Annotated in this window: 23 protein-coding genes, 1 tRNA gene and 1 riboswitch; of the genes, 13 read left to right on the top strand and 11 right to left on the bottom strand. The window is 52.0% G+C overall.

Annotated features, from left to right (window positions below; genetic code table 11):
• The first annotated feature begins 28 nt into the window (after nt 1-28).
• Both GM556_RS07810 and GM556_RS07815 read left to right on the top strand, forming a co-directional pair.
• Nucleotides 29-1,024: a glycosyltransferase family 2 protein gene (locus tag GM556_RS07810; protein ID WP_230873351.1), complete on the top strand. Its 996-nt coding sequence runs from the start codon at nt 29-31 to the stop codon at nt 1,022-1,024.
• Nucleotides 1,025-1,122: 98 nt separating this feature from the next.
• Nucleotides 1,123-2,697 carry a glucosyltransferase domain-containing protein gene (locus GM556_RS07815; RefSeq protein ID WP_155579751.1) on the top strand — a complete coding sequence of 525 codons (1,575 nt, stop codon included), beginning with the start codon at nt 1,123-1,125 and terminating at the stop codon, nt 2,695-2,697.
• A gap of 36 nt (nt 2,698-2,733) precedes the next feature.
• Here GM556_RS07815 and ribH read toward each other — a convergent pair whose 3' ends face one another.
• The 6 genes from ribH to GM556_RS07845 form a co-directional block, all read right to left on the bottom strand.
• The gene (gene ribH / locus GM556_RS07820; RefSeq protein ID WP_155579752.1) at nt 2,734-3,204 is read right to left on the bottom strand and encodes a 6,7-dimethyl-8-ribityllumazine synthase; all 471 of its coding nucleotides are present in this window, start codon (nt 3,202-3,204) and stop codon (nt 2,734-2,736) included.
• 11 nt (nt 3,205-3,215) lie between these two features.
• Entirely contained in the window at nt 3,216-4,451 is a 1,236-nt protein-coding gene (ribB, locus tag GM556_RS07825; RefSeq protein WP_155573415.1) for a 3,4-dihydroxy-2-butanone-4-phosphate synthase, read from the bottom strand.
• A 20-nt stretch (nt 4,452-4,471) separates the two neighbouring features.
• Complete coding sequence (locus GM556_RS07830) at nt 4,472-5,122, bottom strand: riboflavin synthase (RefSeq protein ID WP_099026574.1); 651 nt, start codon at nt 5,120-5,122, stop codon at nt 4,472-4,474.
• 3 nt (nt 5,123-5,125) lie between these two features.
• Nucleotides 5,126-6,184: a bifunctional diaminohydroxyphosphoribosylaminopyrimidine deaminase/5-amino-6-(5-phosphoribosylamino)uracil reductase RibD gene (ribD, locus tag GM556_RS07835; RefSeq protein WP_155579816.1), complete on the bottom strand. Its 1,059-nt coding sequence runs from the start codon at nt 6,182-6,184 to the stop codon at nt 5,126-5,128.
• A 93-nt stretch (nt 6,185-6,277) separates the two neighbouring features.
• Nucleotides 6,278-6,432, bottom strand: a riboswitch (FMN riboswitch).
• A 114-nt stretch (nt 6,433-6,546) separates the two neighbouring features.
• Nucleotides 6,547-7,071 carry a hypothetical protein gene (locus GM556_RS07840; RefSeq protein WP_155572545.1) on the bottom strand — a complete coding sequence of 175 codons (525 nt, stop codon included), beginning with the start codon at nt 7,069-7,071 and terminating at the stop codon, nt 6,547-6,549.
• A 105-nt stretch (nt 7,072-7,176) separates the two neighbouring features.
• The gene (locus GM556_RS07845) at nt 7,177-7,911 is read right to left on the bottom strand and encodes a Crp/Fnr family transcriptional regulator (protein WP_230873353.1); all 735 of its coding nucleotides are present in this window, start codon (nt 7,909-7,911) and stop codon (nt 7,177-7,179) included.
• Between the two features lie 273 nt (nt 7,912-8,184).
• Between GM556_RS07845 and GM556_RS07850 the strand changes: the two genes are divergently transcribed.
• From GM556_RS07850 to GM556_RS07865, 4 genes are all read left to right on the top strand, one after another.
• On the top strand, nt 8,185-9,051 hold the full coding sequence (locus GM556_RS07850; protein ID WP_155579753.1) for an OmpW family protein: 867 nt from the start codon (nt 8,185-8,187) through the stop codon (nt 9,049-9,051).
• A gap of 220 nt (nt 9,052-9,271) precedes the next feature.
• Nucleotides 9,272-10,387 carry an efflux RND transporter periplasmic adaptor subunit gene (locus GM556_RS07855; RefSeq protein ID WP_155579754.1) on the top strand — a complete coding sequence of 372 codons (1,116 nt, stop codon included), beginning with the start codon at nt 9,272-9,274 and terminating at the stop codon, nt 10,385-10,387.
• A gap of 15 nt (nt 10,388-10,402) precedes the next feature.
• Nucleotides 10,403-13,495 (top strand): efflux RND transporter permease subunit, encoded by a 3,093-nt coding sequence (locus tag GM556_RS07860; protein WP_155572542.1) that lies wholly within the window; start codon nt 10,403-10,405, stop codon nt 13,493-13,495.
• Nucleotides 13,496-15,067 carry an efflux transporter outer membrane subunit gene (locus GM556_RS07865; RefSeq protein WP_155579755.1) on the top strand — a complete coding sequence of 524 codons (1,572 nt, stop codon included), beginning with the start codon at nt 13,496-13,498 and terminating at the stop codon, nt 15,065-15,067.
• 72 nt (nt 15,068-15,139) lie between these two features.
• On the opposite strand, the gene GM556_RS07870 is transcribed toward GM556_RS07865, so the two are convergent.
• The 4 genes from GM556_RS07870 to GM556_RS07885 all read right to left on the bottom strand — a co-directional run bounded on the left by GM556_RS07870 (nt 15,140) and on the right by GM556_RS07885 (nt 19,133).
• Nucleotides 15,140-15,736, bottom strand: coding sequence for a histidine phosphatase family protein (locus tag GM556_RS07870; protein WP_155572540.1), 597 nt, complete (start codon nt 15,734-15,736; stop codon nt 15,140-15,142).
• A gap of 26 nt (nt 15,737-15,762) precedes the next feature.
• Nucleotides 15,763-16,698, bottom strand: a complete 936-nt coding sequence (locus GM556_RS07875) for a ribose-phosphate pyrophosphokinase (RefSeq protein WP_155572539.1) — start codon at nt 16,696-16,698, stop codon at nt 15,763-15,765.
• Between the two features lie 240 nt (nt 16,699-16,938).
• Entirely contained in the window at nt 16,939-17,877 is a 939-nt protein-coding gene (locus GM556_RS07880) for a hypothetical protein (RefSeq protein WP_196424556.1), read from the bottom strand.
• Between the two features lie 179 nt (nt 17,878-18,056).
• The gene (locus GM556_RS07885; protein WP_230873354.1) at nt 18,057-19,133 is read right to left on the bottom strand and encodes an energy transducer TonB; all 1,077 of its coding nucleotides are present in this window, start codon (nt 19,131-19,133) and stop codon (nt 18,057-18,059) included.
• A gap of 62 nt (nt 19,134-19,195) precedes the next feature.
• Between GM556_RS07885 and GM556_RS07890 the strand changes: the two genes are divergently transcribed.
• The 7 genes from GM556_RS07890 (at nt 19,196) to GM556_RS07920 (ending at nt 23,331) form a co-directional block, all read left to right on the top strand.
• Complete coding sequence (locus tag GM556_RS07890) at nt 19,196-19,861, top strand: DNA-3-methyladenine glycosylase (RefSeq protein WP_155579756.1); 666 nt, start codon at nt 19,196-19,198, stop codon at nt 19,859-19,861.
• Nucleotides 19,862-19,990: 129 nt separating this feature from the next.
• A complete protein-coding gene (infA, locus tag GM556_RS07895) occupies nt 19,991-20,209 on the top strand; it encodes a translation initiation factor IF-1 (protein WP_043559458.1) in 219 nt (72 codons plus the stop codon).
• An 8-nt stretch (nt 20,210-20,217) separates the two neighbouring features.
• On the top strand, nt 20,218-20,838 hold the full coding sequence (locus GM556_RS07900; protein ID WP_155579757.1) for a Maf family nucleotide pyrophosphatase: 621 nt from the start codon (nt 20,218-20,220) through the stop codon (nt 20,836-20,838).
• 7 nt (nt 20,839-20,845) lie between these two features.
• Entirely contained in the window at nt 20,846-21,919 is a 1,074-nt protein-coding gene (locus tag GM556_RS07905) for a ribonuclease E/G (RefSeq protein WP_155579758.1), read from the top strand.
• Entirely contained in the window at nt 21,916-22,116 is a 201-nt protein-coding gene (locus GM556_RS07910) for a DNA gyrase inhibitor YacG (protein WP_155572535.1), read from the top strand. Before GM556_RS07905 ends, GM556_RS07910 begins: the two co-directional genes overlap by 4 nt.
• Before the next feature lie 116 nt (nt 22,117-22,232).
• A tRNA-Phe gene (locus GM556_RS07915) sits at nt 22,233-22,308 on the top strand.
• A 165-nt stretch (nt 22,309-22,473) separates the two neighbouring features.
• Complete coding sequence (locus GM556_RS07920; RefSeq protein WP_155579759.1) at nt 22,474-23,331, top strand: aldo/keto reductase; 858 nt, start codon at nt 22,474-22,476, stop codon at nt 23,329-23,331.
• Nucleotides 23,332-23,335: 4 nt separating this feature from the next.
• Here the strand turns inward: GM556_RS07920 and GM556_RS07925 are convergent, their stop codons facing one another.
• Entirely contained in the window at nt 23,336-25,225 is a 1,890-nt protein-coding gene (locus GM556_RS07925; protein ID WP_196424794.1) for a glycoside hydrolase family 32 protein, read from the bottom strand.
• Nucleotides 25,226-25,296: the final 71 nt, after the last annotated feature.

The following is a 25,296-nucleotide window of genomic DNA, read 5'->3' on the forward strand; positions in this document are numbered from 1 at the left end:
CTCTGTGTCTATAAGATACATATTTCTCTTGAAAAAAGATGATCCCCTTTCTAAAAGCAACCAAGAGCGTTCCTCTCTGGAGTATGATACCCAAATGATTTCTCGCGTCATTTCAGTAATAATCCCATGCCACAATGAGGAAAAAAATATTATTAAGTCTTTACACGCCCTAAACAACATCCTTGACAATATTCCCCATATCACATGGAAAGTTCTTTTAATTGATGATGGAAGCTCAGACAAAACTCTTGAAATTGCTACCAGTTTACAAGAACAAGATAATCGACTTAAAATCATTGAGTTCTCCAGAAATTTTGGTAAAGAAGCTGCTATGACCGCCGGCCTTGATGAAGCCACAGGAGACGCTGCTATCATTATTGACGCAGACTTACAGGACGACCCCTCTCTTATCCCTCAAATGGTGAAAAAATGGGAGGAGGGCACGGAGGTCGTTTTAGCAAAACGTTCCGACCGGACGACAGACCATGTCCTCAAACGTTTCACCGCAAGCTTATTCTACCGGACTCATAATGCGCTTTCTCCTTTAAAAATACCAGAAAATGTTGGAGACTTTCGCCTTATAGATCGTTGCGTCATTGATGCGCTAAAACTATTGCCAGAACGCCAACGCTTTATGAAAGGACTTTTTGCCTATGTTGGCTTCAAAACAGAAACTCTCACATATAAAAGGCAAGCTCGAGAAACGGGAGAGAGCAAATTTACTCCGCTTTCCTTATGGAACCTTGCATTAGAAGGCTTCACCAGCTTCTCTACCATTCCACTCCGAATATGGACCTATCTCGGCACTATAGGTGCTATTTTATCTATCATTTATGGTTTTTTTGTTGTTTTCCATAAATTACTTTATGGAAATGGAACACAAGGGTATACATCCATCTTTTTTGCTATTCTCTTCTTTGGAAGCATTCAAATGATAACTGTCGGGATACTCGGAGAATATATTGGTAGAATTTACATGGAAACTAAACAACGCCCTGTATATATCATCCGTAAACGCCACTAGCTCCATACGAGGCGAGCATAAGATAAAAAACCACCATCTTGACGGTACACCTTTAAGAAGTTAGAATAATTCACCCTATTTTAATAAGGATAGCACTTATGTTTTCTTCCCTCCAAAATAATAAAATGCTTATTTATAGATTGTTAACATTTTTTATTATTCTAGCCTTTTTCCTGTATCCTATTATACATACAAACGCCTTTTATTATGACGACTACCCAAGAACAGTTAACCATGAAATTTCCTTCTGGCATACTGGTAGAGCTTTATCTGAATTTATATTCCGCTTCCTTAACTGCTCTAAATTTGCTTTTGATATTGCACCTCTACCGCAAATCCTTGCTATAATAGCTTTGGCCTTCAGCCTGAGTATTTTATCCCTTAAATGGCAAACGAATACGCTTTCAGCCGTTCTGTCTCTTGCCTGTATCCCTTGTTATTCGTTTTTCTTACAAAACTTATCTTACCGTTTTGACAGTCTTACTATGAGCCTCGCTCTGGCTTGCGCGATATTAAGCGTCTCCGTGCCAGACGATAAATGGCACATAAAAACTTATGGTTACAAAATAGTTCTTCTTCTATGTTCGCTAAACTTATATCAGGTATCCATCAACACTGTTTTAGCCCTTGTTGTTTTTTCTTCACTACGAAAGCTCGATGAGCGAAAATCCATATTTCAGTATTTCTCAAAAAATATAATTTGCATTATCTTTTCTATACTTATTTATAAAATTGAAATTTTCTTTATAAAAATAGATATTTACAGTAAAAATCACAGCGCAATTACATTTGACCATCAAAAAATAATGAATAACTTCCTTGCAATATCTCGTCGAGCACTTTCCGAATTTGGCTTGCAAGGGGGAAATCTTGAAATTGCCTTAGGAATAATCTTATTAATAGGTTTATTTAATATGATACGCGTTATATACATGAAAGGTAATTTTACTGAATTTCTTATATCAATTCTTCTTCTAGCCATGCTTTTTTTTACTTTATCCGGAACAATGATTATTCTAAACTACCCAATATATGATGGACGATCATTAATGGCAAATGGTGTTCTATTATGTACGGCTAACTTCTTTCTTATAGGAAGTCATCCTTCTTTCATAAAGAATAAGTGTACAATTCTATTAGCTTCCTATGCTCTCTTTATACAATTTATTTTCGCTTACCAGTGGGGAAATTATTTGCACGATACCTTTTCTCTCAATGAACATATAGCTGAAAACCTAGTAGATGATATATATTCCATCTCTGATGGACATAATACTACCCTCCGTATGCTAACTCGCCATACAGTTGAACAAAAAATGACGTCCCTAGAGCACACAAATTCTAAACTACCAAACCAAGAGATGGTTATCGACACTCCAATACTATCTACAGCAGAAGCAGTTTTACGTCACAGGCGGTCTCTTATTGATCCCCCCCCATTGTATACTATATGGACGACCCCCTTCAATCTATTAAGAAAGAAGGGCCTGCAAGAAAACGCTTCCTTTGTTCCTGAGGATGCAGAGGATAGTAACTATCCACAAAGAGAAGCCTTAAATATACGTGCCTCTTGCTCTTATGATGCGATTATTAAAAGGCGTTTTTATAATCTATATAAACGCGATAACCATATTGTGGTGGACTTTCACCGTGAATGTCCACACCAACCATGAGACAGGGGGCGGAGCTATATCCGCCCCTGCATCTCCTTACTTCCTCAGAAAGGCAACAGTTTCTACACAGGCAGCGGCGGCTTCGCGGCCTTTATTATGCTCATCACTGCGGGAGCGTGTAACGGCTTGGTCCTCTGTATAGGTTGTTAGGATACCAAAAGAGACCGGTACATTCGTCTCCAGCTGCGCTTGCATAATGCCGATGGTCACCCCTAGAGAAATGAACTCAAAATGAGCCGTATCTCCCTTAATGACACAACCAAGGCAGATAACGCCCTCATAAATGCCTTTGCGGGCAAGATGTTGGGCCATAATAGGTAGCTCAAACGCACCGGGAGCCTCGTATATATCAACGCTCTCATCAATGCCACGTTCTTTCAACCACTCTAACGCGCCATTGCGCAACCCACCAGTAACATCAGGATTAAAACGACTTACCAAAAGGGCAAGCTTCGGGGCTGGGGTAAGCTGCAAATTGGCAGGGGCTGTAGCAATATGTTTGCTCATCAAACAATCTCCTATAGAGCGTGACCCATACGGGTCCGTTTTGTCTCAAGATAATGGCGATTAAACGGGTTTGCCGGGATGACGAGGCGTTCTACCCCTTCTACAACCAAGCCAGCCTCTTTTAAGCCGCGCTCTTTCTCCGGGTTATTGGTCAAAAGCCGCAAACGCGTCACCCCTAATGCGGCCAACATTTGGGCGGCCATGTCCCACCGCCGTGCATCCGCAGGGAGGCCAAGGGCTTCATTCGCCGCAATAGTGTCCATCCCTTGCTCCTGCAACTCATAAGCGCGGATTTTGTTCACAAGACCAATACCGCGCCCTTCATGCCCGCGCATATACAGTAAAATACCCGCTTCAGCGATAGAAATGCGCTTGAGGGCTTCTTGCAACTGCTGGCCACAATCGCACCGCAGCGAACCTAACGCATCCCCCGTTACACATTCGGAATGTAAACGCACTAGAGGGGTATGTTGCGTTACATCCCCTTTGACGAGAGCGAGATGCTCCACCCCATCAGCACCACGAAATGCATGAGCGCGCATCCCCTCCCCACCGCACCAAGTCGGTAAATCTGCAACAGCGCAATCAACCGCTTCAGGAGGGAGCTGCTCTACTGAGCCAATCTCTCCAACATCGGCACGACCATGGGCCGCAATCCAACGGCGCATCTCGGCAATGGAGACTAACGGCAAGCCATGGCGGTGCGCGTAAAGCCGTAGCTCTGGCAGGCGCATCATCGTGCCATCCTCAGCCATAATCTCGCAAATCACCCCAGCAGGACGCAGCCCCGCCAAGCGCATGAGGTCCACAGCCCCCTCTGTATGGCCTTCCCGCGCCATCACACCGTCTGGGTTCGCCCGTAAAGGGAACATATGGCCCGGTGAGATAATATCCTCTGGCCCTGCATCTGGGGCAGAAGCAACCTGAATCGTATGGGCACGCTCAGCAGCGGAAATGCCAGTGGTCACACCATGTGCCGCCTCAATCGACACCGTAAAAGCCGTGCCGCGTGGGTCACGATTTTCTGCCACCATTGGGGGGAGGCCCAACCGCTCAATCTGCTCTGCCTCTAAGGAGAGGCAAATCAACCCACAAGCCTGCCGCGCCATAAAGGTAATGGCCTCTGCTGTGGCAAATTGTGCCGGAAGAATCAAATCGCCCTCATTCTCCCGGTCTTCATCATCCACCATCACGACCATGCGGCCTTCCCGCACCGCCTGAATCGCCGCCCTTAATGTAGGGGACATCTCTACAAGCTCTGCGCGTGTCACGGCTGGCTCCCTTTATAAAGTAAGGCTTCCTCTGGGCTATGACGAAGGAGTGTCTCGATATATTTCGCCATCATATCGACCTCCAGATTCACGCGTGCGCCGTTTTTGAGTGTCGAGAGGTCGGTATGAGTCCATGTATGAGGGATAATCATCAGGCCGATTTCGAAGCCCTGTTGCCCATCATGCTGAATCGCCTCGTAAATCTCATTCACTGTCAGGCTAATCCCATTGATGGTGATGGAGCCTTTCTCAATAACATAACGGCGTAACGCCGCTGGCATAAAGATGCGTAAATGATGCGAGTCCCCCGCTGCTTCCTTATGGGTTAGAACCCCCACCCCATCAACATGGCCTTGCACAATATGGCCGGAGAGGCGGGTATGTAAGCTCACCGCACGCTCTAGATTCACACGGGCCCCAGCGGTTAACGCACCAAGAGAGGTACGGGCTAATGTCTCCCCACTTAAATGGAAGTCCGCCACACCCTCTGGCGTAAAATGGGTAACGGTTAAGCACACACCATTGGTTGCGATGCTTTCCCCTTCGGTAAGGTCCGTAAAATGCGTAGCGATGCGCATATCCATCGCTTTATCCCGCAAAGAGACGGACTGCACCTCACCTACATGCTCAATAATGCCAGAAAACATCTTTCATCCCCCATAGATACGCAGCAGTTGGATTGGGCTTATCGCCCCATCCTCCCCGTGCCGTAGCGTCATAGTGTAATGATCTGCTTCACCACCGCCCCGATGATGAATGGTCAGCCAATCATCCCATAAACCAGCGGCCTTCACACTCTCCAACAAAGTAGGGCCAGCCTCTATCAAGGCCCAATTCACCCCCATCTCGCCCAATAGAGCGGGCATGGCTGAAAGGTCGCGGCATTGTTCCACATGAAACCCCTCCGCCTCTCGCGCATAAACCCACGCACGAGGAAGGCGGTTGTGCCTATCCAACACAATCAAAGGCCGAGAAGCGCGCGCTTTATGGTCTGCGACATGCCGCACGGTAAAAGAGGGCGTATCGGCTAAGACTGTCCCCACCCCTGTTACAAGTGCATCACAGGCACGACGGAGCTGATGCGCCAACTGCAACGATGCTGGGGAGGTAAAGGTTTTCTGCCCTTTGGGAGGAATCATACTCCCTTGTTCATCCAACGCTTGCTTCACACTCAACCACGGGCGGCCTTGTGTTACGCGCTGGGTAAATGGCGCATTTAATGCCTGACATTCCCGCGCAAAGGTGGCTAAAGCAGGTTCCTCTGCTACAAACCGCACCTCTTTGGATGCAGGCCCAGCCGCTAAATGAGCCGCCCCACCTGCCGCCATTGGGTTAGGATCGCGTGTGCCAATCCAAATGGTTTGCACAGGGCTTTGCTTTAATGCCTCGCTACAAGGCGGGGTACGCCCATGATGATTACAGGGCTCCAGCGTTACAAGGGCAATGCGGGCTTGCTCCAGCACCCCACGCATACGCGCTTGCTCTAGTGCCATAATCTCTGCATGAGCTTGGCCTGCTGCGGGATGCGCCCCAACCGCGAGGAGCCGCCCCTCACCATCCAGCAGCGCACAACCAACGGATGGATTAGGAGCTGTTGCTCCCATCGTCTGCACGGCTTCCTTAATAGCCTGCTGAAACCCAGCCCGTACCGCCGTTAGGGACGGGGAGGTCTCACCTATCTGCTGTGCCTTATCCGACACAATAGTCATCATCAGTCCCCAATCATCTCAGGGACGTTCGCGGCGACGTCACGCCTTCTCCCCCCGCCATGATGGGCATAACACCATAGCAGAAGCAGAAAAACGCATTCTCTCTCATCCGGACTATCACCGTCGGCCCCGGAATCACACCGAGTCTGCTTGTCTCCTACCCCGAAGGGTAGGACGCTCGCGGGCTGAGGTAGCCTAGGGCCACCAACACCGCCGGTAGGGAATTACACCCTGCCCCGAGAACGTCTGTCTCTATTATCGCCCTCTATATGGAGGGGTTATACCAAAAGAACAAGGGGCCGCCCTAAGAGCGACCCCCTGCTATCAGCCTGATAAGACTAACCTTTATACAAGGGTGTCGATTAGAACCCACCCTTTAAGGAATGTACAAAGTCCTTACCAGCCTGCACGTTGCTATCGTGCATATCCTTCAGACTCTGTTTTTGATCATCCCAGCTCTTCTTCTGAGCATCAACCTGGTCCTTAATCTTCTGCTTCTGCTCAGCAGGAGCATTCTTATACTTATCACGCAGGTCTTTGATCTGCTGCTTACGATCATCAATGTTTTTCTGTAACTCAGCTTTTTTATCGGATGCTAAGTTCTTGTACTTATCACGCAAGTTCTGAAGTTTCTCCTGACGCTGCTTAAGGTCAGACTTCATCGCATCAATGCGCCTTTGCAGCTTAGCACGCTCACGAGCAGGAGCCCCAGCGTATTTGTCTTGAAGGGCTTTGATCTTCCCTTCTTCATTCTGGATAGATTTGGAGACGCTATCCAAGCTGCTCTGAACAGAGAGCGGGTCATTCGGATCATAAGCATGAGCCTGCGGAATGAGAGCGAAAGAAGATGCCAGCAGCATCGTGGAAAAAAGAATACGGTTTTTCATGCTAAACTCCTCATGAATACGCAAAGACGTGTCACTGTCCTTACACCACAGAACGGCCTTTAATAAAGTTACAAAAAGGCCATTCACCAAGGCTTGACATGCCTCTTATAACATCCCATTCGCCAAATTATTCAAGCTACCTACAGCAAGCAATGTAACAGAGCTGGCCCCTTTTATGCTAATCAGCCCTTCCTTCTTAAAGGTGCTGAAGGTCCGGCTAACCGTCTCAATAGTCAGACCTAAATAATCGGCAATATCTGTCCGGGACATAGGCAAAGACAAGGTAACAGGGCCATCCTCATTGCACCATACCTTCCCATAGACACAACAAGGGCGGGCCTGCTCCATAAGGAAGGTCGCAAGTCGCTCCCGTGCTGTTTTACGCCCCAACAGCATAAGACGCGACTGCATCTTAACAAGCTCGCTTGAGGCCTCCTTTTGCAACCGCCCACGCAAACGAGGGAAACGCTCTATTAAGCGATCGATAGAAGAATGGGAGAAACGGCATAACACAGCCTCACCAAGAGCCTCAGCGGTGAACTCATATGTCTCGGAGGACGCAAGGCCCAAAAAATTACCTAAATCTGCAAATCCAATAATCTGCCGGCGACCATCCACCATCAAATTAAAAAGCTTTACTCGCCCGCTCGTGAGGACATAAAAATAACGCGCTGGCGTTCCCTCTTCTATAAAACAACGCCCCGGAGGGATAATAACTCTAGAGGATTCAGCAACTAATGCAGGCAGGTCACTATCATTTATAACATTGCATATACTTACAATCCGACCCGGGCAGTTGCTGCAACGCTCCTTTACAGCCTCCATCAAGTCACGCTCCATAGCCAATCCTTTGCCCGCTGATTTTGGCACTCCGTTACGGCATAGGCGATGCAATCTCAAGATGGAAAAGCAACTCTTCCGATAACAGTTATTGGAAAAAGCTATCTCTATTGAAAATTAAAGCTTTAATAGTTTATTCTTTTAAATCTATTACAGTTATAACTTTCCTCTTGCCATAGCAAAAAAAGCGTTTTAGGAGACAGAGAGGAACGATTAACTTTTATCCATCTTCCGTCTTATCGTCTTAAACCATATTGAGGGTCTTATCCAACCATGAGCCGCACCTTCACCCGGATGGCCGCAGCCGCGCTAGTGACATTTGGAGCCACTTCTTTCGGGGTTGCTAAAGCAGATGCTCCATCTGCTAGAGCTCCTGTAACGACCACCACAACCATGCAAGCGGCTCCGGATGCCTCGATTCATCTTCAGCCGCCGGCAAATGAGCATTGTGGCCTCTTTAAGACATGCGCTAGCACAAAAATCGGCTTTGGGAAGGGCGATTTCGTTGTACGTCTCTCCGCTCTTGGAGTGATTACAAATAATACAGGTTCCCGCGTGCGTCTGGCAGAAGGCTCTCCCGCTGCAACGCTCGCAGGTGGTAATGTGTTCCGTCACAATACATCTGTTACCAATCAGGCTATGCCAGAGCTAACGCTCGAATATTTCCTGACGGATCATTTATCATTAGATCTCATCGCATCTTCCACCCGTCATGAGGCTGCAGCCCATGTAGGTAAGCTCGGCAAGCTGGATGCTGGTAGCTTCTGGATTCTCCCCCCAACGCTGACAGCAGCTTACCATTTCCGCCCACATAAACGCTTTAACCCCTATGCTGGGCTTGGCATCACAGTGGCTATCTTCCACAATATGCACGCCGCTAAAAACCTCAATGGTATTGGCAATGGTGCCGTCTTTGATGCGATGCACATGAAGACCAATGTCGGCCCAAGCTTCAATCTCGGCTTTGATTATCAGCTGGTTGGCAATTGGTTCTTCAACTTCGACATCAAACAAATCCTGCTGCTTAATCAGAGCGTCCATCTCAGCAAGCGCGGCAATCCCATTACAGGTGGGCGCGTCCGTGTTCATGATGACGTAAACCCAACTGTTGTTGGTGCTGGTATCGAATACCGCTTCTAAGGCACTCTATAATAGAGTATCTTCTTAATTAAGACGGGCCGTGGTCATTCTGCGGCCCATCTTATTATGTTTTGTCAGCAACCAATAGCTGACATTAATCTCTCATTTATGATTACTAAATCCCTTTTTAAACCGGCTCTGTCGTGACAAACAGCTCCAGCTATGCGAGAATATTTCTCATATTACCTTAGTCATCAGATGAGCGGAGAACCTTCTGATAATGCGTGTCTCGCGTAACTTTGTAATTATCGGCACTTCCCTGCTTGTCTTTATCATCTTTTTAGGGTTGTGGGCTCTCACGCCTCATCGCGTAATTGAGAGCAGCCCTCCACCAGCCGTTACGCATGATGGCGAATTGTTGCGCATCCGTGCCGGTGGCCCGCTTGATGGCCGCTTAACTGTAGAGCCTATTGGTACAGCTCTTACCCCTCATCAAGTTGCTTTGCCTGCACAAATTATTGCAGCACCGGGCCAAACGATAGATATTCACTCCCCTGTTGTTGGGCGCGTGGCGAGTTTGCATGTCCAGACAGGCCAGCATGTCCAAGCGGGCGATAGCCTTGCGACCCTGTATTCTGGCGATTTAGCCCAAGCTTGGTCAGATTCCCGCAAAGCTCAATCCGCCCTGACCCTAGCGCGCAATGCGTATCGCCGCGCGGTAGGTGTTTTGGCCGCCGGGGGGAACGCTGTCAAAGATATGCAATCCGCCCAGAATGACCTTAAACAAGCTGAAGCCGAAGCCCACCGCGCCCAACAAAGGCTACAAGCCCTTGGGACCAATGGAGATGAAGGTTCCCAGCCTCTTATTGCTCCTTTCTCCGGTGTTGTTACGGCAATTTCCACCGGGGTAGGACAAAATGTCACGGATATGACAGCCGCCCTCATGACCATTTCTAACATTGATACAGTGTGGGTTCAGGCAAGTTTGCCAGAGTCTCTCTTACCCATGCTGGGCACAACCATGACGCTAGAGGCCCCCTTCCCCGGCCAAACCTGTAGCGGCCCCGTCACAGCGCAAGACCCGGCCTTCCGCACCGATACACGGCGGATGAACCTCTATTTACGGTGCAACAATCCCCAAGAGCGGCTCCATCCCGGCCAATTTACCACGGCCACACTAAACATCACCCAAAAGGCCCAACCCTTGCTGCCTAAAACAGCCCTTTTGATGGATAATGACCAAATCTCTGTCTTTATTGAGGTCGCACCAAAAACATATCGCAGGCGTTATGTTACCATCAGCTATGAAGAAGGTGATTCTGTCCGTATTCTCTCCGGCCTGACTACGGGTGAACGCGTCATCACCCACGGGGCTGTTCTGCTCAATGATTATTAAGGGCCGCTGAGCAGTATGTTTATCGAAAAATTCATCTCATGGTGCTTTTACCATAGTAAGGCGATAGCCTTCCTCACCTTTGCCATGTTCGCAACAGGGATGATCGCGTGGAAGCAACTCCCCGTGGAAGCTTATCCCGACCTCGGTCCTGCAAGCGTGCTTGTCACCACCCAAGTAAATGGCCTTGCTGCTGAGGAAATGGAACATCAAGTCACCACCCCGGTAGAGCGCGAGCTGGCCGCCGTCCCCGGTGTGGTGGAGAGTCGTTCTAGCACCACCTTCGGCCTCTCGCTCATCACGCTTATTTTTGATGATAACGCCGATATTTACCGCGCACGTCAATTAGTCCAAAGCCAACTAGATGGCCTACAGCTCACCGGTGGGGCGCAACCCTCTCTCGGCCCTATCTCCGGCCCTAGTGGGGAGATTTACCGCTACACGGTGGAATCGGACGATCGCGACCTCATGACCATTTCGGACGTACAACGCTGGGAGATTATCCCTGCCTTACAGCGCGTCCCCGGCGTAGTGAATATTGATAATTTCGGCGGCTTTACGCGGGAATATCAGCTCATTTTAGACCCGCATGCCCTTATTCGTTACGGCATTAGCATCAGCGATGTGATGAACGCCATCCGTAATAGCAATGTCAATGCTGGGGGTGGGCGTGTAACCCGTGGGGAGCAATCTTACATCATCCGTGGTGTGGGGCAGATTCACTCCCTTGATGATATGCGCAATACCGTCATCGGCCATCATGATGGTGTGCCAGTCCTTCTCTCCGAGCTTGGTCATATCGAGTTTGGCCATCAAGTGCGTGAAGGGATGTTGGGCAAAAACGGTAACCCCGATACGATTGAAGGGGTCGTGACCATGCTCCGCGGGGCCAATCCCTCCCAAGTGTTGGATGACCTCCATGCAGAGGTTGATAAGCTCCAAAAACAACTCGCCCCACGGCATATCCGCATTGTTCCTTATCTCGACCGCGATAATCTCGTTAAGTCCACAACCGATAAAGTCAGCGAGACCATTTTAGAGGGGATCGGCCTTGTATTGGTCATCTTGACCTTCTTCCTTGGTTCTCCGCGTAGTGCGGCTATCACAGCGGTAACCATTCCCTTTGCGCTCGCTTTCGCCTTCATCCTTATGCGTGCATGTGGGATGGCCGCTAACCTGTTCTCCCTTGGCGCGGTGGATTTCGGCGTGATTGTTGATGGCGCGATTGTTGTCACAGAGGTCATCCTCCGCCATCGTGAAGATTATCATACAAGGCCGCTCGACCCTTCCGATATTTTGGACATTACCCGCCGAGCGGGACGCGCTATTTTTGCCTCCACGCTCATCATTGTTGTAGCTTATAGCCCTCTCTTTGCCTTTGTTGGGAGTGAGGCCAAAATCTTCCGCCCTATGGCATGGACTGTTAGCTTCGCCCTCCTTGGGGCCTTGCTTTGTGCCCTCTCACTCACCCCGACAATGTCCTTTCTTGCCCTGCGGAAGCCACGGCCCATCTGGCATAATAAGCCACTCGCATGGCTGCATAAAAAATATGATAGATTGCTAGGGTACTTCCTCCATCACCCGACCATTCCTTTCATCAGTGCAGGCGTGGCCTTGGTCGCCGTTATCGCCCTTGGTATCACTACAGGGCGGGAGTTCCTCCCCGACCTGGATGAAGGCGCGCTCTGGCTGCAAATACAAATGCCTACCGGTATCTCACTAGAACAAGGGCAAGAAAAAGCCTCCGAGGTACGCCGTGCTGTGCGTGAGTTCCCAGAGACATCCTATGCCATTACTCAACTTGGCCGCTCTGATGATGGGACAGACCCGTGGACACCGTCTCATATTGAGATGCCTGTTGGTCTAACCCCTTATAATCAGTGGGCAAATGGAGAGACGAAGGCACAATTCATCACCAAATTACGGGCACGGCTAAACAAAATCCCCGGTATTTCCTTCTCTATCAGTCAACCGATTGAAGATAATCTGAGCGACCAGCTCGGCGGGGCGCATAGTCCGCTTGTGATGCGCATCTATGGTGATGACCTCACCGGTTTACGCGTTCTTGGTCAGCAGATTGTCAATATCTTATGGCAAGTACAGGGCACAGTGCAGGCGGATATCTTCCAAGAGCCTAAAATCCCTCAAATAGAAATCACGCCAGACCGCCTCAAAGCCGCCCGTTATGGCATTAGCATTAATGATATCAGCGACCTCATTAATAGTGCCATTGGTGATGAACCCCTCACCAGCGTGATTGAAGGTGACCGTTTTTATAACGCAACGCTGCGTGTTGATAATGCCCAACGCTCTAACCTTCAGCTCCTAGGGCAATTACCCTTGATCACGAGTGATGGCAGTGCCGTCCCCTTAGCGGATGTCGCGCGTATTCGCCTCCAAATGGGGGAGAGCAGCATCGCTCATGAAATGGGCCAACGGCAAATTACCCTCCAAGTGGATAATGGCAGCCGCCCCATGTCCCAATATCTCGCGGATGCCCAAAAACTCATCGACCAGAATGTCCATTACGACCCTCAAAAGTTCCGTATCGAATGGGCAGGGACATTCCAACAGGCCCAACGCGCGCAAGTCCGCCTCGTTGCCGCATTGGGGGTTATGTTCGCTGTAATGTTGGGCTTGCTTTATGCGGAGTTCCAAAAGCTACGCCATGCAGTGCTCATCCTCGGCATTGTTCCATTAGCTGCGCTTGGTGGGCTAATCGCGCTGCATGCCCGTGCGGAAACTCTTAATATTGCAACCGCTGTGGGCTTTATTGCTCTCTTTGGTGTGGCCATTCAAAATGGGATCATTATGGTCTCCAACATCAATCGTCATATTAAAGAAGGAATGGGCCTGCGTGATGCCACCCAGCTTGGAGCTGCGGAGCGTTTCCGTCCCGTTTTGATGACCGCTACAGTGGCTAGTGTCGGCATGCTCCCTGCGGCTATGGCTACCGGGGTAGGAACAGACGTACAACGCGGCCTCGCCACGGTTGTTGTTGGCGGGCTTGGTATTGCAACCTTGCTCACCCTTTTCATTCTACCTGTCTGCTTCTGCCGATTGGAGGAGCAGGTCAAACGTCGTGCCCTACGCAATGGGGAGGATGGTTAAATGACCACGCCTTTGCATCAATCTCAACGCCCTCATAAAGGCCAGCGCAATCCTCTTTTACGGGCTTGTAGTACCCTCGCTTTACTCGCCGTAGGGCTGGGCGGGTGCATTGTAGGGCCATCCCCTAAAGACATCCCCCCTCTGCCAGACAAAACCGATTATACAAAAAAGCCAATTACCCAAACGGCAGGCGGAAATAATGCGGCAAAAGATAGCCTCCTGCGGCGGCAGCATTTTACGGCTGGGGCTGATGTTGCAGGTAAATGGTGGGAAGCGTTCCAAAACCCACAACTCAACCAGCTTATTGAGCAAGCTCTTGCTAACAGCCCAACGCTTAAAGCCCAACAGGCGGGCCTAAAGGCTGCATGGGAGCAACGGCGTGTGGAAGGGGCTTCGCTTTATCCGAGTGTGTCCGCGCAGTTCCTCCCCACGCGTAACAAGACTTCCAAAGCCCTCTCCCCTGTGCCAAACAATAATGAGTGGCTCTATAACTTACATACGGCTCAGCTCAATATCGGCTATGTCCCTGACCTCTGGGGGGGATCGCGACTGGCCATCCGTAATGCTAAGGCACAGGCGGATATTCAGCGTTTTCAACTAGAAGCCACAACGCTGACCTTAATCTCTAATCTCGTCAATACCGCCATTACTGAGGCTGGCTTACGCGCTCAAATCCGCGCCAAAGAGATGTTGATCGCCCAGCAAACGGCCATGCTCACCATTAATGGCAATCAAGTTGGCCTTGGCGACCAATCCCGACAGAGCCATCTTTTGCTGCGGGATTCTCTTGCCCAACTTCAAGCGGATTTACCACCGCTGCAAACTCAACTCGCTCAAACACGGGACCAGCTTGCCACCTTGGCGGGCCTCACCCCCAATGCGGACCTTCCTACATTTGAGCTAAAAGATTTCACCCTGCCGGAGGAGCTACCGCTCTCCTTACCCGCGCAGCTGATTCTTCAACGCCCTGATGTAGCCGCAGCGCAAGCGCAAATCCGCTCTGCCGGGGCGCAGCTGGGCATTGCTATTGCAAACCGCCTGCCCAATGTGCAGCTTAGTGCGCTACCGGGTGAGGCTGTTAATAGCATGAGCCAATTATTCAAACCCGGTATGGGCAACTGGATGTTGGCCGCTACCGTCACTCAGCCTATCTTCCAAGGGGGGTCACTCCTCCATGCACAGCGCGAAGCCAAAGCAAACTACACACAAGCCAAAGAGTATTATCAAGCCGCTATTCTCTCCGCTGTGGGAGATGTTGCTGATAGTTTGCACGCGGTGGACCTCGACAGCAAAACCCTCATGGCTGATCAATCCGGTTTAGAGGCTGCAACGCAAGCCCTACGCATTGCAGAAGCCCAGCACAGATTAGGCGATAACAGCAAAATTGACCTTGCCCAAGCACGGATGGAAGTCGCCCAAGATGAACTCTCCGTAGCGCAAGATAAGGTGACGCGCCTTTCTGACACGGTCGGGCTTTTCCAATCCCTCGGCGGGGGATGGTGGAACCGCAATGACCTTGGCGTCAGCCGCAAAGAGGCCCATCACCTCTCCACAACATTGGTGCCTTGGTAAACACCTCACATCTCTACCCCCCTATCGCCCTTTGGAACGGGCCTAGGGGGACTAGATAAACGGCCCTCGCACTTACGCAGAGAGCATCTCCAGCACCCAGTTCTCCTCACTCGGGGTTGCTTTTAGGGGGACGGCATTAGGCAAACGGACGTTAATTTCCAACCCCATCGCTGCCCGCAACCCACGAAAGAGAGCCCCATGCGCTACAATCAAGGGTGCGCCAGTGCCACGATCATGCGCGCGATTAAGGGCGGCTATACCGCGTGCCTTGAGCGTTACAAACCGTTCCCCTTGCTCAGGGACGAATGTGCCATTGATCCATGTATTGTACCAATCGCCCATCGGCTTGCCTTCCTGCACACCAAAGCTCACCTCTTGCAAATCAGCATCATCACTTAATGGGAGGGTAATCCCTGTTCGCTGAGCAATCGCCTCGCGCACATGCTCGGCTGTGACAAAAGCGCGCTTTAACGGGGAGGAGACAATATGGGTAAAAGGCCGCTCCCCTTTCTCAAAAAGGTCAGCAAGTTGATGGCCCGCACGCCGAGCTTGCTCTAAGCCAGTCTCATTTAAGGGAATATCTGTCCGCCCTTGGGAGAGGTGGCGAGCATTCCACTCCGTCTCCCCATGCCGAAGAAACCAGAACGGCTTTGTACAAAGCTGTGTCATTACTTAACCCCTCTCCCGCAGCAATCTTAATCAAACAAGGTGGAAACAGAACTCTCATCCGCCACGGCCCGCACAGCCCGCCCTAAAAGATTCGCTGTTGAAATCTGACGGATGTTAGGCGTTGCCTTCAATATCTCTGTGGCGGGGATGCTATCGGTTAATGTCAGCATAGAGAGCGGACTCTTTTGCACACGCTCACAGGCATTGCTTGTGAGCACCCCATGGGTCACATAGGCTTCTACCCCCGCGGCCCCATATTTCATCAACGCCTCAGCCGCATTGCAGAGTGAGCCGCCGCTATCAATAATATCATCGACCAACACGCAAAAACGTCCAGACACATCCCCGATGACATTCATCACCTCAGAGACGCCAGCCCGCTCGCGGCGTTTATCAATAATGGCAAGGTCAACATTCAAACGGCGTGCTAACTGCCGTGCCCGCACCACGCCTCCAACATCGGGAGAGACAACGATGAGGTTATCCATATTAGGATGACGACTTAACAAATCCCGCACAAAAAGCGGGGCTGCATATAGATTATCCGTTGGAATATCGAAAAAGCCCTGAATCTGCATCGCATGCAAATCCATCGTTAAAATACGATTAGCCCCGGCTTCTGTCAGCAAATTAGCCACTAACTTAGCACTAATTGGCGTACGCGGGCCAGACTTACGATCCTGCCGGGCATAGCCGAAATACGGCATCACCGCCGTAACACGCCGTGCCGAGCCGCGCCGTAGCGCATCCAACACGACGAGCAGCTCCATCAGATGATCGTTCGTTGGGGTGCATGTGCTTTGGAGGACAAACATATCCTCCCCACGCACATTCTCCTGAATCTCGACAAACACTTCCCCGTCAGCAAAGCGGCGGATAGAGGTCTTGCACAAGGGGATTTCAAGCTCATCAGCCACGGCTTGAGCCAAGGGCATGTTACTGTTGCAGGCGACGATCTTCATGATAGATACTTTTCATAGGAAAGCAGAAGGAACGGGACAGCCCCTTTTATCAGCTTGCCTAGTCAATGTCATGAGCTTACGGCGTAGGGCAGCCACCTGCACGGCCCTTCATTGGTGTGATGGCAACATGGCTGCCCCATAAAGCCTCATCCCCCCTCACAACAGGCACAGCGCATCACATTAATATCATGCCCTCATGTCATTCCGTAAGGAGATAGATACGCTACCGTAACCCTTCTGCTACTTCTTTGCCTCCCCCGCGATGAACCGCTTCATCCCGTCTTTCTCTTTAGAGGCATCCCCTCCTACATCAGATTGCGCCGGGGGGGCTTTACGCTCCCGGCCGGAATAATTGGTGATAATCGTCCGCACCGCTCCTGCGGCTTCTTGCGCGGCGGCCTCGGCAACATCTGCCCATGATTTATCCAAAGAATGTGCTGGCACGTCATGAATCTGCGTTGCCGCACCGGCCTCTTGTCCATCAGGCGTAAGGACATGCCAAATAATCGTCACTTGCTGTTGCGGCCCCGCACTGGGAGGGCCTGCATCAGGCGAATCCTTTAGGCTAACGGTTGTTTTAACAATATAATCCGCCCCCTCATGCTTTGTTTGCACTTTATTATGTGCATCAGGCAACATGGTATAAAAGGCTTGGCCAAGCACCGTATTGCCATCCCCCGGCGCACCTTGGACGCCATCAAAGCAAATACGTGCAGGGCGATTCATCAAGCTCTGCGGGTTATCCATCATCATCCGTGTTTGGATTTCCGTTAGTTGATGAGCAATTTCTGGGGCCATTTGGAGGGCCACTGTATTTAATGCATCAGGGTCCGCACCGCGCCAGCCCGCTTCATCAATAACCGCGCCATAGCCTCTAGCCCTTACTTTGCCATCTGGCCCAACAATCGCATAACGAGGGCGAATACCGCCATTATCGGCCTTCACAGCACCGAGGCGCACCCACCAATCCCCCGGTTGCGGCATTTTTGCTACGGCTGGGATGGACTGCCCAACAAGCGCAATAACCATATCCCGCGCCCACATCGCCGTTGCAGCCCGCCATGGCGCATTCCCTGGCACAGGGACAGGCACCGCCAAACGAGCAGGCGGCAAGTTCGCTTGCACAAGACGTTGCGCTTGGCCACCGGGATTATGCTCAAAAGGCTTATAAACACTCAAACAACCGCCTAACCCTAGGAGAGGCACACATAACCCAGACATAAACAGCGCACGACAAAAGCGCATGGATAACCCACTTTCCCTACAATTTTTGGACAAACCCCACGTCCCCCAATGAGAGATGCGGCTGCAACTTAACGCCCTTTTTCCCCCCTGACTACAGGCGAAAGAGGGAGATTCTAATGGCGGATGAGGATGTAATTAATCGTCACATCTAGGTCGAAATGATCGCCCTGCATATCAGGCGGGACAGGCGGTAACTGCGCCCCTTGGAACATCCCAGCCGTTGCCGCATCAAGCGAATAAGAATTAGACGAATCCGTCAAACGCACACGAATAACCTTCCCACTTCGATCAATCACAACATGGACAGAAGATGGCCCTTCCTCCCCATTCTGCGCAGCTTCATCAGGGTAGAACATATGGTTGCGAATCCAGCGATCCACCTCACTCCCATAATCAGAGCTAACCCCTTTAACGCTGCTGCGCGTCTTGTAAGGGGCGTTGATCTCGCCATTCATGCTGAGCGGGCCAAGGGAGAAATCAACCGGTCCCCCCGTGCCCCCACGGCGGCCCCGCCTACGAGGCTGCGGTGTTGGCTCGCCATCAAAAGAGAGATTCATAGGCCGGGCAAAGGGGTTGGCGTCACTCTGCCGGGTCACAGGATGATGGCTTGGCGTGGCCCGATTATGACGTGGCAAACGCGGAGCCGCTTTGGAGAGCGGATGCTGTGCCGATTCTGCATTCGTCAGCTCCCCCGTAGGCGATGTCGTCAACGATGGAGAGGAGGGCGCATGTGGCACAGGCTCCATCGGTGCGGGGGTGGCTTCTTCCTGACTACTGGGCGGGGGCGCACTGGCCGCCCCACCAACCTCATGCGTTGGCGGGCCTTGCATACTATGTTTAACAGGTGGGGCATCAAACACCATTTCCACCTGTGGTTGCTCCGCTCCGTTCATCGTCCCATGCTTGCCAGCATCCGTCATGGTGACTAGCCAAAAGATAAGCCCATGAACACTAGCCGCCAAAAGCAACGGGCCAATGAGAGGGGGGTCCACCAGCACTTGCGTGCGCCGCATAGGCGTGCGCGCCTCTGTCCGCAATCCCATAGCAGAAGCAGCATAATCACTCAGCCGCTCCCGGCGCGTCTGCAAAGAGGCATCCGGCATCGTCACAGGGCTAAAACCCGTTGGCAGCAAGAGGGACAGAAAGCGGCTATCATCATAACCTTTCCCTTGTGCCTCAGAACAACCCATATTGTCATCACCGGAAACACCCTCTAGCCCTACTTTTCTGTAACCTTTAGTAAAAGCAGTCTATGTCTCCTCCCACTCTGCCCGCCTGTTTTGAGCAAGATCGTGCCCTTGCTGCCTTCATCGCACAGATTGGCCCCTGCCGCCTTGCTGAACAAACACGCCCCGACCCACAAACGCAGGACCCTTACGCCTCGCTCATCAAAGCCGTAACGGGCCAGCAGCTTCATAATACCGCAGCACGCACCATCTTTGGCCGCCTCTGCACCCTCGGTCCGCAGCGTGATAAAAACGGCCCACCACCCACGCCAGAGATTTTGCTTACTTTAGATGACGCAACCCTCCGCCAATGTGGCCTCTCTGGTGCTAAAATTGCGAGCCTCCGCGCGATTGCCCAAGGACGGTTAGACGGGATTGTCCCAAGCCTTACCGAGGCTCATAAAATGGATGATGAAACACTCATCACCCAATTAACCACCCTGCGCGGTGTGGGCCGCTGGACAGCGGAAATGATGTTGATGTTCCATCTCCGCCGGCCTGATATTCTGCCAGCGGGGGATTTAGGCGTGCAAGAAGGCTGGCGGCGATTACAAAGGCAGCCTAAACGCCTCACCTCAAAGGCATTAAAAGCAGCCACGATAGCCTTTAGCCCTCATCGCTCCACTTTAGCGTGGTATTGCTGGCAAGCTAAGGAAAGGCTCCCTCCTTCACCATCAGCCACCATCAGCTAACAGCGAATCCCCGCCTCAATAGCAAAAAACCTTGACGTCCTCCCCCCTTGCTCGCACATAATGCGCCGCCATTGCTGGGCTTTTAAAAAAGCCTGCATTTTGTTGACCTCCTTCCTGCAAGGGATATTCATGCCTAAAGAAGATTTGATCGAGTTTACCGGTACAGTGACAGAGCTCCTACCCAATGCCATGTTCCGCGTCACGCTGGATAACGAGCATACCATCCTCGCCCATACGAGCGGCAAAATGCGCAAGAATCGCATCCGTGTTTTGGCCGGGGACCGCGTTAATGTTGAGATGACCCCGTACGACCTCAGCAAAGGCCGCATCACCTTCCGCTTTAAATAAGCGTTTTCATGGCTGCGTCATCTCGGCCTGCCCTTGTGCTGGCCTCCGCCTCCCCGCGCCGTATCGCTCTCCTCCGCCAAATCGGGGTAGAGCCAGATGCCATCTGCCCAGCCAATCTGGATGAGACCCCCCATAAGGGCGAGCTCCCCCGCCCCTATGCGCTCAGGCTTGCCCGCGCAAAAGCCGCTCATCACGCCCATCAATATGGAAAACCAGCCCTTATCATTGGGGCTGATACGGTTGTGGCCGCTGGGCGGCGCATCCTCCCCAAAGCCGAGGATGAAGAGACAGCCCGCCGCTGCCTCACTCTCCTTTCTGGCCGCCGTCATAAAGTCTTTACCGCCATCGTCTGCCAGCCCACGCCAGAATGGCCAGAAGGCCATTATTGCGAACGCGTGGTCGAGAGCTCTGTGACCTTCAACCGCCTCACCCCTCAGCAGATCGAAGCCCTCATTCACGGGGGTGATTGGCAAGGCAAAGCGGGGGGATATGCCCTCCAAGGGCAAGCGGCGGCTTTTATTCGACAAGTTGGCGGTAGCCCCTCTGGCGTCATTGGCCTTCCTTTATTTGAGATGGTGCAACTCCTGCGGGGCCAGCCCCTCCCTGCGGGGCAAAAATGGGTGGATTAATCCCGTTATGGAACTCCGCCTAGCAAGCTCCCCCGGGGAAATCCGAATCGCCCTCCTTAAAGACGACATTCTCCAGGATGCTGCTCTTTGGCGGCCCGGCGCGCCAGATGGCTGGGGGGATGTGCATCTTGTCCGTATTACCGCCCATGCACCTGCCCTTGACGGTGCTTTTGTTGAACTCGCCGGGGAGGCTGGGCCTGCTACTACGCAAACAGGCTTTATAAAGGGACGTAAACTTCCCCCAGAAGGGAGCCTCCTCTGCGGGCAGATTACGCGCGCCGCCCAAAATGGGAAAGGCCTCCGCCTTAAAGCCATCCCTTTGCCCGCTCATATAACACCGGGTCCAACACCGCGCCTTTTAAAACGCGGCCCCACCCCTTTAGAGGATATTCTCCAACATACCCCGGCGGACTGCCCTATTTTAGTCGATAATGCCGCCTTGGCCGCACGCCTGCCTGCCACTCTGCACCCGCGTTTAGAGCGTGTTCGCCGTAGTTTTGATGATGTGTTAGAGGCCGATTGGGCCGCTTTATACGCTCCCACGGCCCTTCTTGGCCCCCTCATCGCACATATCACCCCCACCCCTGCCCTCACAGCGATCGATTTAGACGCCCAACAACAGCCCGATTTTGCAGCGAATCTAGCCTGCTTCCCCGCCCTACTCCGGGAGATTAAACTGCGTAACCTCTCTGGCCCGATTCTCATCGACCCCGCCGGTGTACGCAGTGCCAAACGCCCCGCCTTAGTGCCTTTCCTCCGCAAAGCGGCCACGCAGGAGCATGACCCACTCTCCCCGCGCATTACCGGCATAACCCCCAGCGGCTTACTAGAGATCACCCGCCCCCGCCGCCGTGCCCCATTGCATGAGCTCCACCACTCCCCGCACGGGCAAGGCCTTGCCATCCTCCAACGCATCCTGACAGAGGGTCTTAAAGGCGAGCAGCTTTTTGCCCCACCAGCCATTATCCATGCGCTAAAAGCCGACCCCATCGCTTTGGATGACCTCTTCCATGCTACTGGCCAACGCCTTACACTCCATAGCCGTCCTCTCCCTCCATCATCATGCTGGAGCCTTTCATGAGCTGCCCTATCTGCCATAAACCAACCCAAACCCGCTTCCGCCCCTTTTGCTCCCAGCGTTGTGCTGATGTCGATTTAGGACGCTGGTTTAAAGGCGCGTATCGTACCCCTTCCTTCCGCCAAGATAATGACCCTGCCGACCTCACCGAGGCAGAAGTCGCAGCCATACGCCTCGCCCAAGAGCCTTCCCCTCAATAAGCCCTGCGGCTTGGCCTCATGCTCATCACACTTTCTTCACCAAAGAGGGTTGATCCCCCCTCATCCATAGGGTAAACCCCTTCCCATAGCCGAGCGGGATTCCTGCTCGGCCCGGTGCCCAAGTAGCTCAGTTGGTAGAGCATGCGACTGAAAATCGCAGTGTCGGTGGTTCGATCCCGCCCTTGGGCACCATTTAATTCCCCTTAAAAATCTTGTTCTAGTGCTTTATGTGCCGCAGGATGGGCATAACAGACATGCTGGGCTTTCTCTTTCCCCTGTCCTCATGCTGCGCTTACCTATCTCCATCAAAGCGTGTCTATGAGGATTCGCCTCTCCACGCTTTAGGAGACGCCCCTTATGACAACGCCTTCAGCCCCCACTATTACCCTTAATGGCACCTCCCTCCCTGCTCTAGGGATGGGCACATGGCGCATGGGCGACAACCCTGCCCACCGAGCAGATGAGATTCGCAGCTTGCAAATGGGGTTAGAGGCAGGCCTAAACATTATTGATACCGCAGAAATGTACGGCCAAGGCCGTGCGGAAGCTGTTATTGGCGAGGCTATAAATGGGCGGCGTGATAAGGCCTTCCTCATCAGCAAAGTTCTCCCCAGCCACGCCTCTTACAAAGGTACGCAAGAAGCGTGCGAACGCTCCCTACGCCATCTGAATACCGATTATTTGGACCTCTATCTCCTCCATTGGCCCAGTGCCATCCCTTTTGAGGAAACACATCGCGCTTTCGAGACCCTTAAAAAACGCGGTCTCATTGGGGGATGGGGTGTCTCAAACTTCGATACGGAGGATATAAAGCCCCTCCTTGCTCATAAGTTCCGCCCCGCAGTTAATCAGATTCTCTATAGTCTCGACTATCGAGGGACGGAATATGACCTCCTCCCCCATAATGAGACAGCGCATATCGTCTCAATGGCTTATAGCCCTATCGGGCAGGGGGGAGCCTTGTTAAAACACCCGCTCCTCCATGAGATTGCCCAACGACATGAGACCACGCACGGCCCCGCTACCCCCGCGCAAATTGCCCTTGCATGGGTGTTACGCCGCCAAAATATGATCGCCATCCCCAAAGCAGGCACACCACATCACCAAGCCCTTAACCTCGCTGCGCAGGAGATTATCCTCACCCACGCAGATTTACAGGCTCTTGATGCCGCTTTCCCCCCACCACACCGCAAGATACCGCTCGCTGTTATTTAAGTCTTTAATTTTGCTCCAATCGGCTGACCGTTTGGCGTAATGGGTAAAGCTCTAGCTTGTGAATCACCGCTGCGGCGTTAGTGACCTGCACACTGAGTGTCTCAAGTGGGTTAGCGGGATAGATGAGGGCTGTGCCAACGGACATGCCCTCATTCGCAAAGACTTCTAGCGTGCTAGCATCCAACACAATCCGCAGCTTAAACCGCCGACTACCGGGCACGAGTGCAGAGGAGAACGTCCCGGTAAAGAAGGGATGGCTAAAGCCATGTAGATTACTTCTATCAAGCCATAATTGGCAGGAGAAGCCATCAAACCCAATGCTTAAACTCTCCCCTTGCCGGTTAGAGAACACCACAACAAAACGCCCTGCGCGCCCTTGCTCACCATCGGGCAGATTGCTGTTATGACGTTCCTCCAACGCTGCATCTAAAACCAACTCTATCGCCTCCCCAGCAGGGATGGCCACTTGCCGACTGCTCTGCGCCTCTAGCCGTGAGAGCGGGAAAGGGATCGCCGCCTTACGCAAGGCTTCCAACTTATACGGGTTTTGGGCGATACGCAGCCACCCAGCCGTATCCCGCCGTAACACCACTTTCCGCGGCAGGGTCATAATACCGCGCCAGCTTTTATTGGGCAGTTCCTCGCAATACTGCCAATTATCTAGCCAAGCGATATAGACAGTTTGCTTCCCCGGCATGTTCTCATAGGTCTGAAGCGCGTAACTATCTTTGCCGAAATCCGTAAGGTCCACAATCGTATCATCTGGGATGAAACGCTCGCCATCAAACTGCCCGACAAAATATTGTGTTATGCTCCCCCCTTGTGGCCCACCGGGGTTGATAGACACAAACAACACCCAGCGTTTCTCACCGGGGGCTTCACCCTCAACCTCGACCTCTGCCAGGGCCGGACATTCATAGTCCACCCCGGTAATGCCGGAAGGACCAAAGTCGCTCAAATGCATCCAATGTTTTAGGTCAAAGGAACCATAAAAGGAGACCTTATGCTCGCGGGAGCGGACCACGACCATAACCCATTTTTCAGTCGGACCGTGCCAAAACACTTTCGGGTCGCGGAAGGAATTATGCCCAATATCCAGCACGGGATTGCCTTCATAATCCTTCAAGGTCTGCCCGCCATCAGGGCTCCATGCGAGATATTGCGTCTGTCTTTGTGGCGTTGCCCGCGTGTAAATTGCCACTAATCCACCAGCCATAGGCGGCAAAGCCGGTGCCATAGGGACAGGAACATCCTTCCCTGCCACAGGATCATCCCTTAGGGCGGCTAAATACTCAGACTTTTGATGCCCCTGCAGAGGCCCTACAGCGAGGCGATCAATCTCTCGTTGGTCTTGCTCTCCCTTGCCCTCCAGAAGACGCGCGGCTTTTTGTGCGGCTGTCTCGACAGAGCCGGGCTGTGGTTTATCCTGCGTTCGTGCAGGAAAAAGGCCAGAGCGATTATCCCTATCTAAAATCGCACACCCGCTATAAGCCTCCCCGGCTTCTGTCTCATGAATCGCAATCGGAAGGTCCTGCCATGTATAGAGGTCCGTACTCACAGCATGACCCCAATGCACATGCCCAGCATAAGGCCCAAAGGGGTTATGCTGATAATAGAGATGGTAATATCGCCCATCAAAAATCAGCCCATTAGGGTCATTCATAAAACCCTTTGGAGGGGAGAAATGGATCTTAGGCCGATATTGTTGGTCCGCCACCGTCTCATGCACATGCTGAGGGACAGGTGCCGTTGCATTACCCGGCTCCGCATGGGCGTTATTAGGCTGATCCGGTGCAGCGTTAGACCCGCCCCCCTCTGCTGCGCGCACTTTACCGCCCATAAAAGCCCCTGCTGCCAGAAATGATCCTAAAACCATACGTCGATTAACGGTCATTCTTTGACCTCTCCCTCGCTTTATTAGGGCATGACCCATCTTTAAGCTCGAAGGGAAAATGCCCTTTTAAG

Source organism: Bombella sp. ESL0378, assembly GCF_009725845.1.
GTDB lineage: Bacteria > Pseudomonadota > Alphaproteobacteria > Acetobacterales > Acetobacteraceae > Bombella > Bombella pollinis.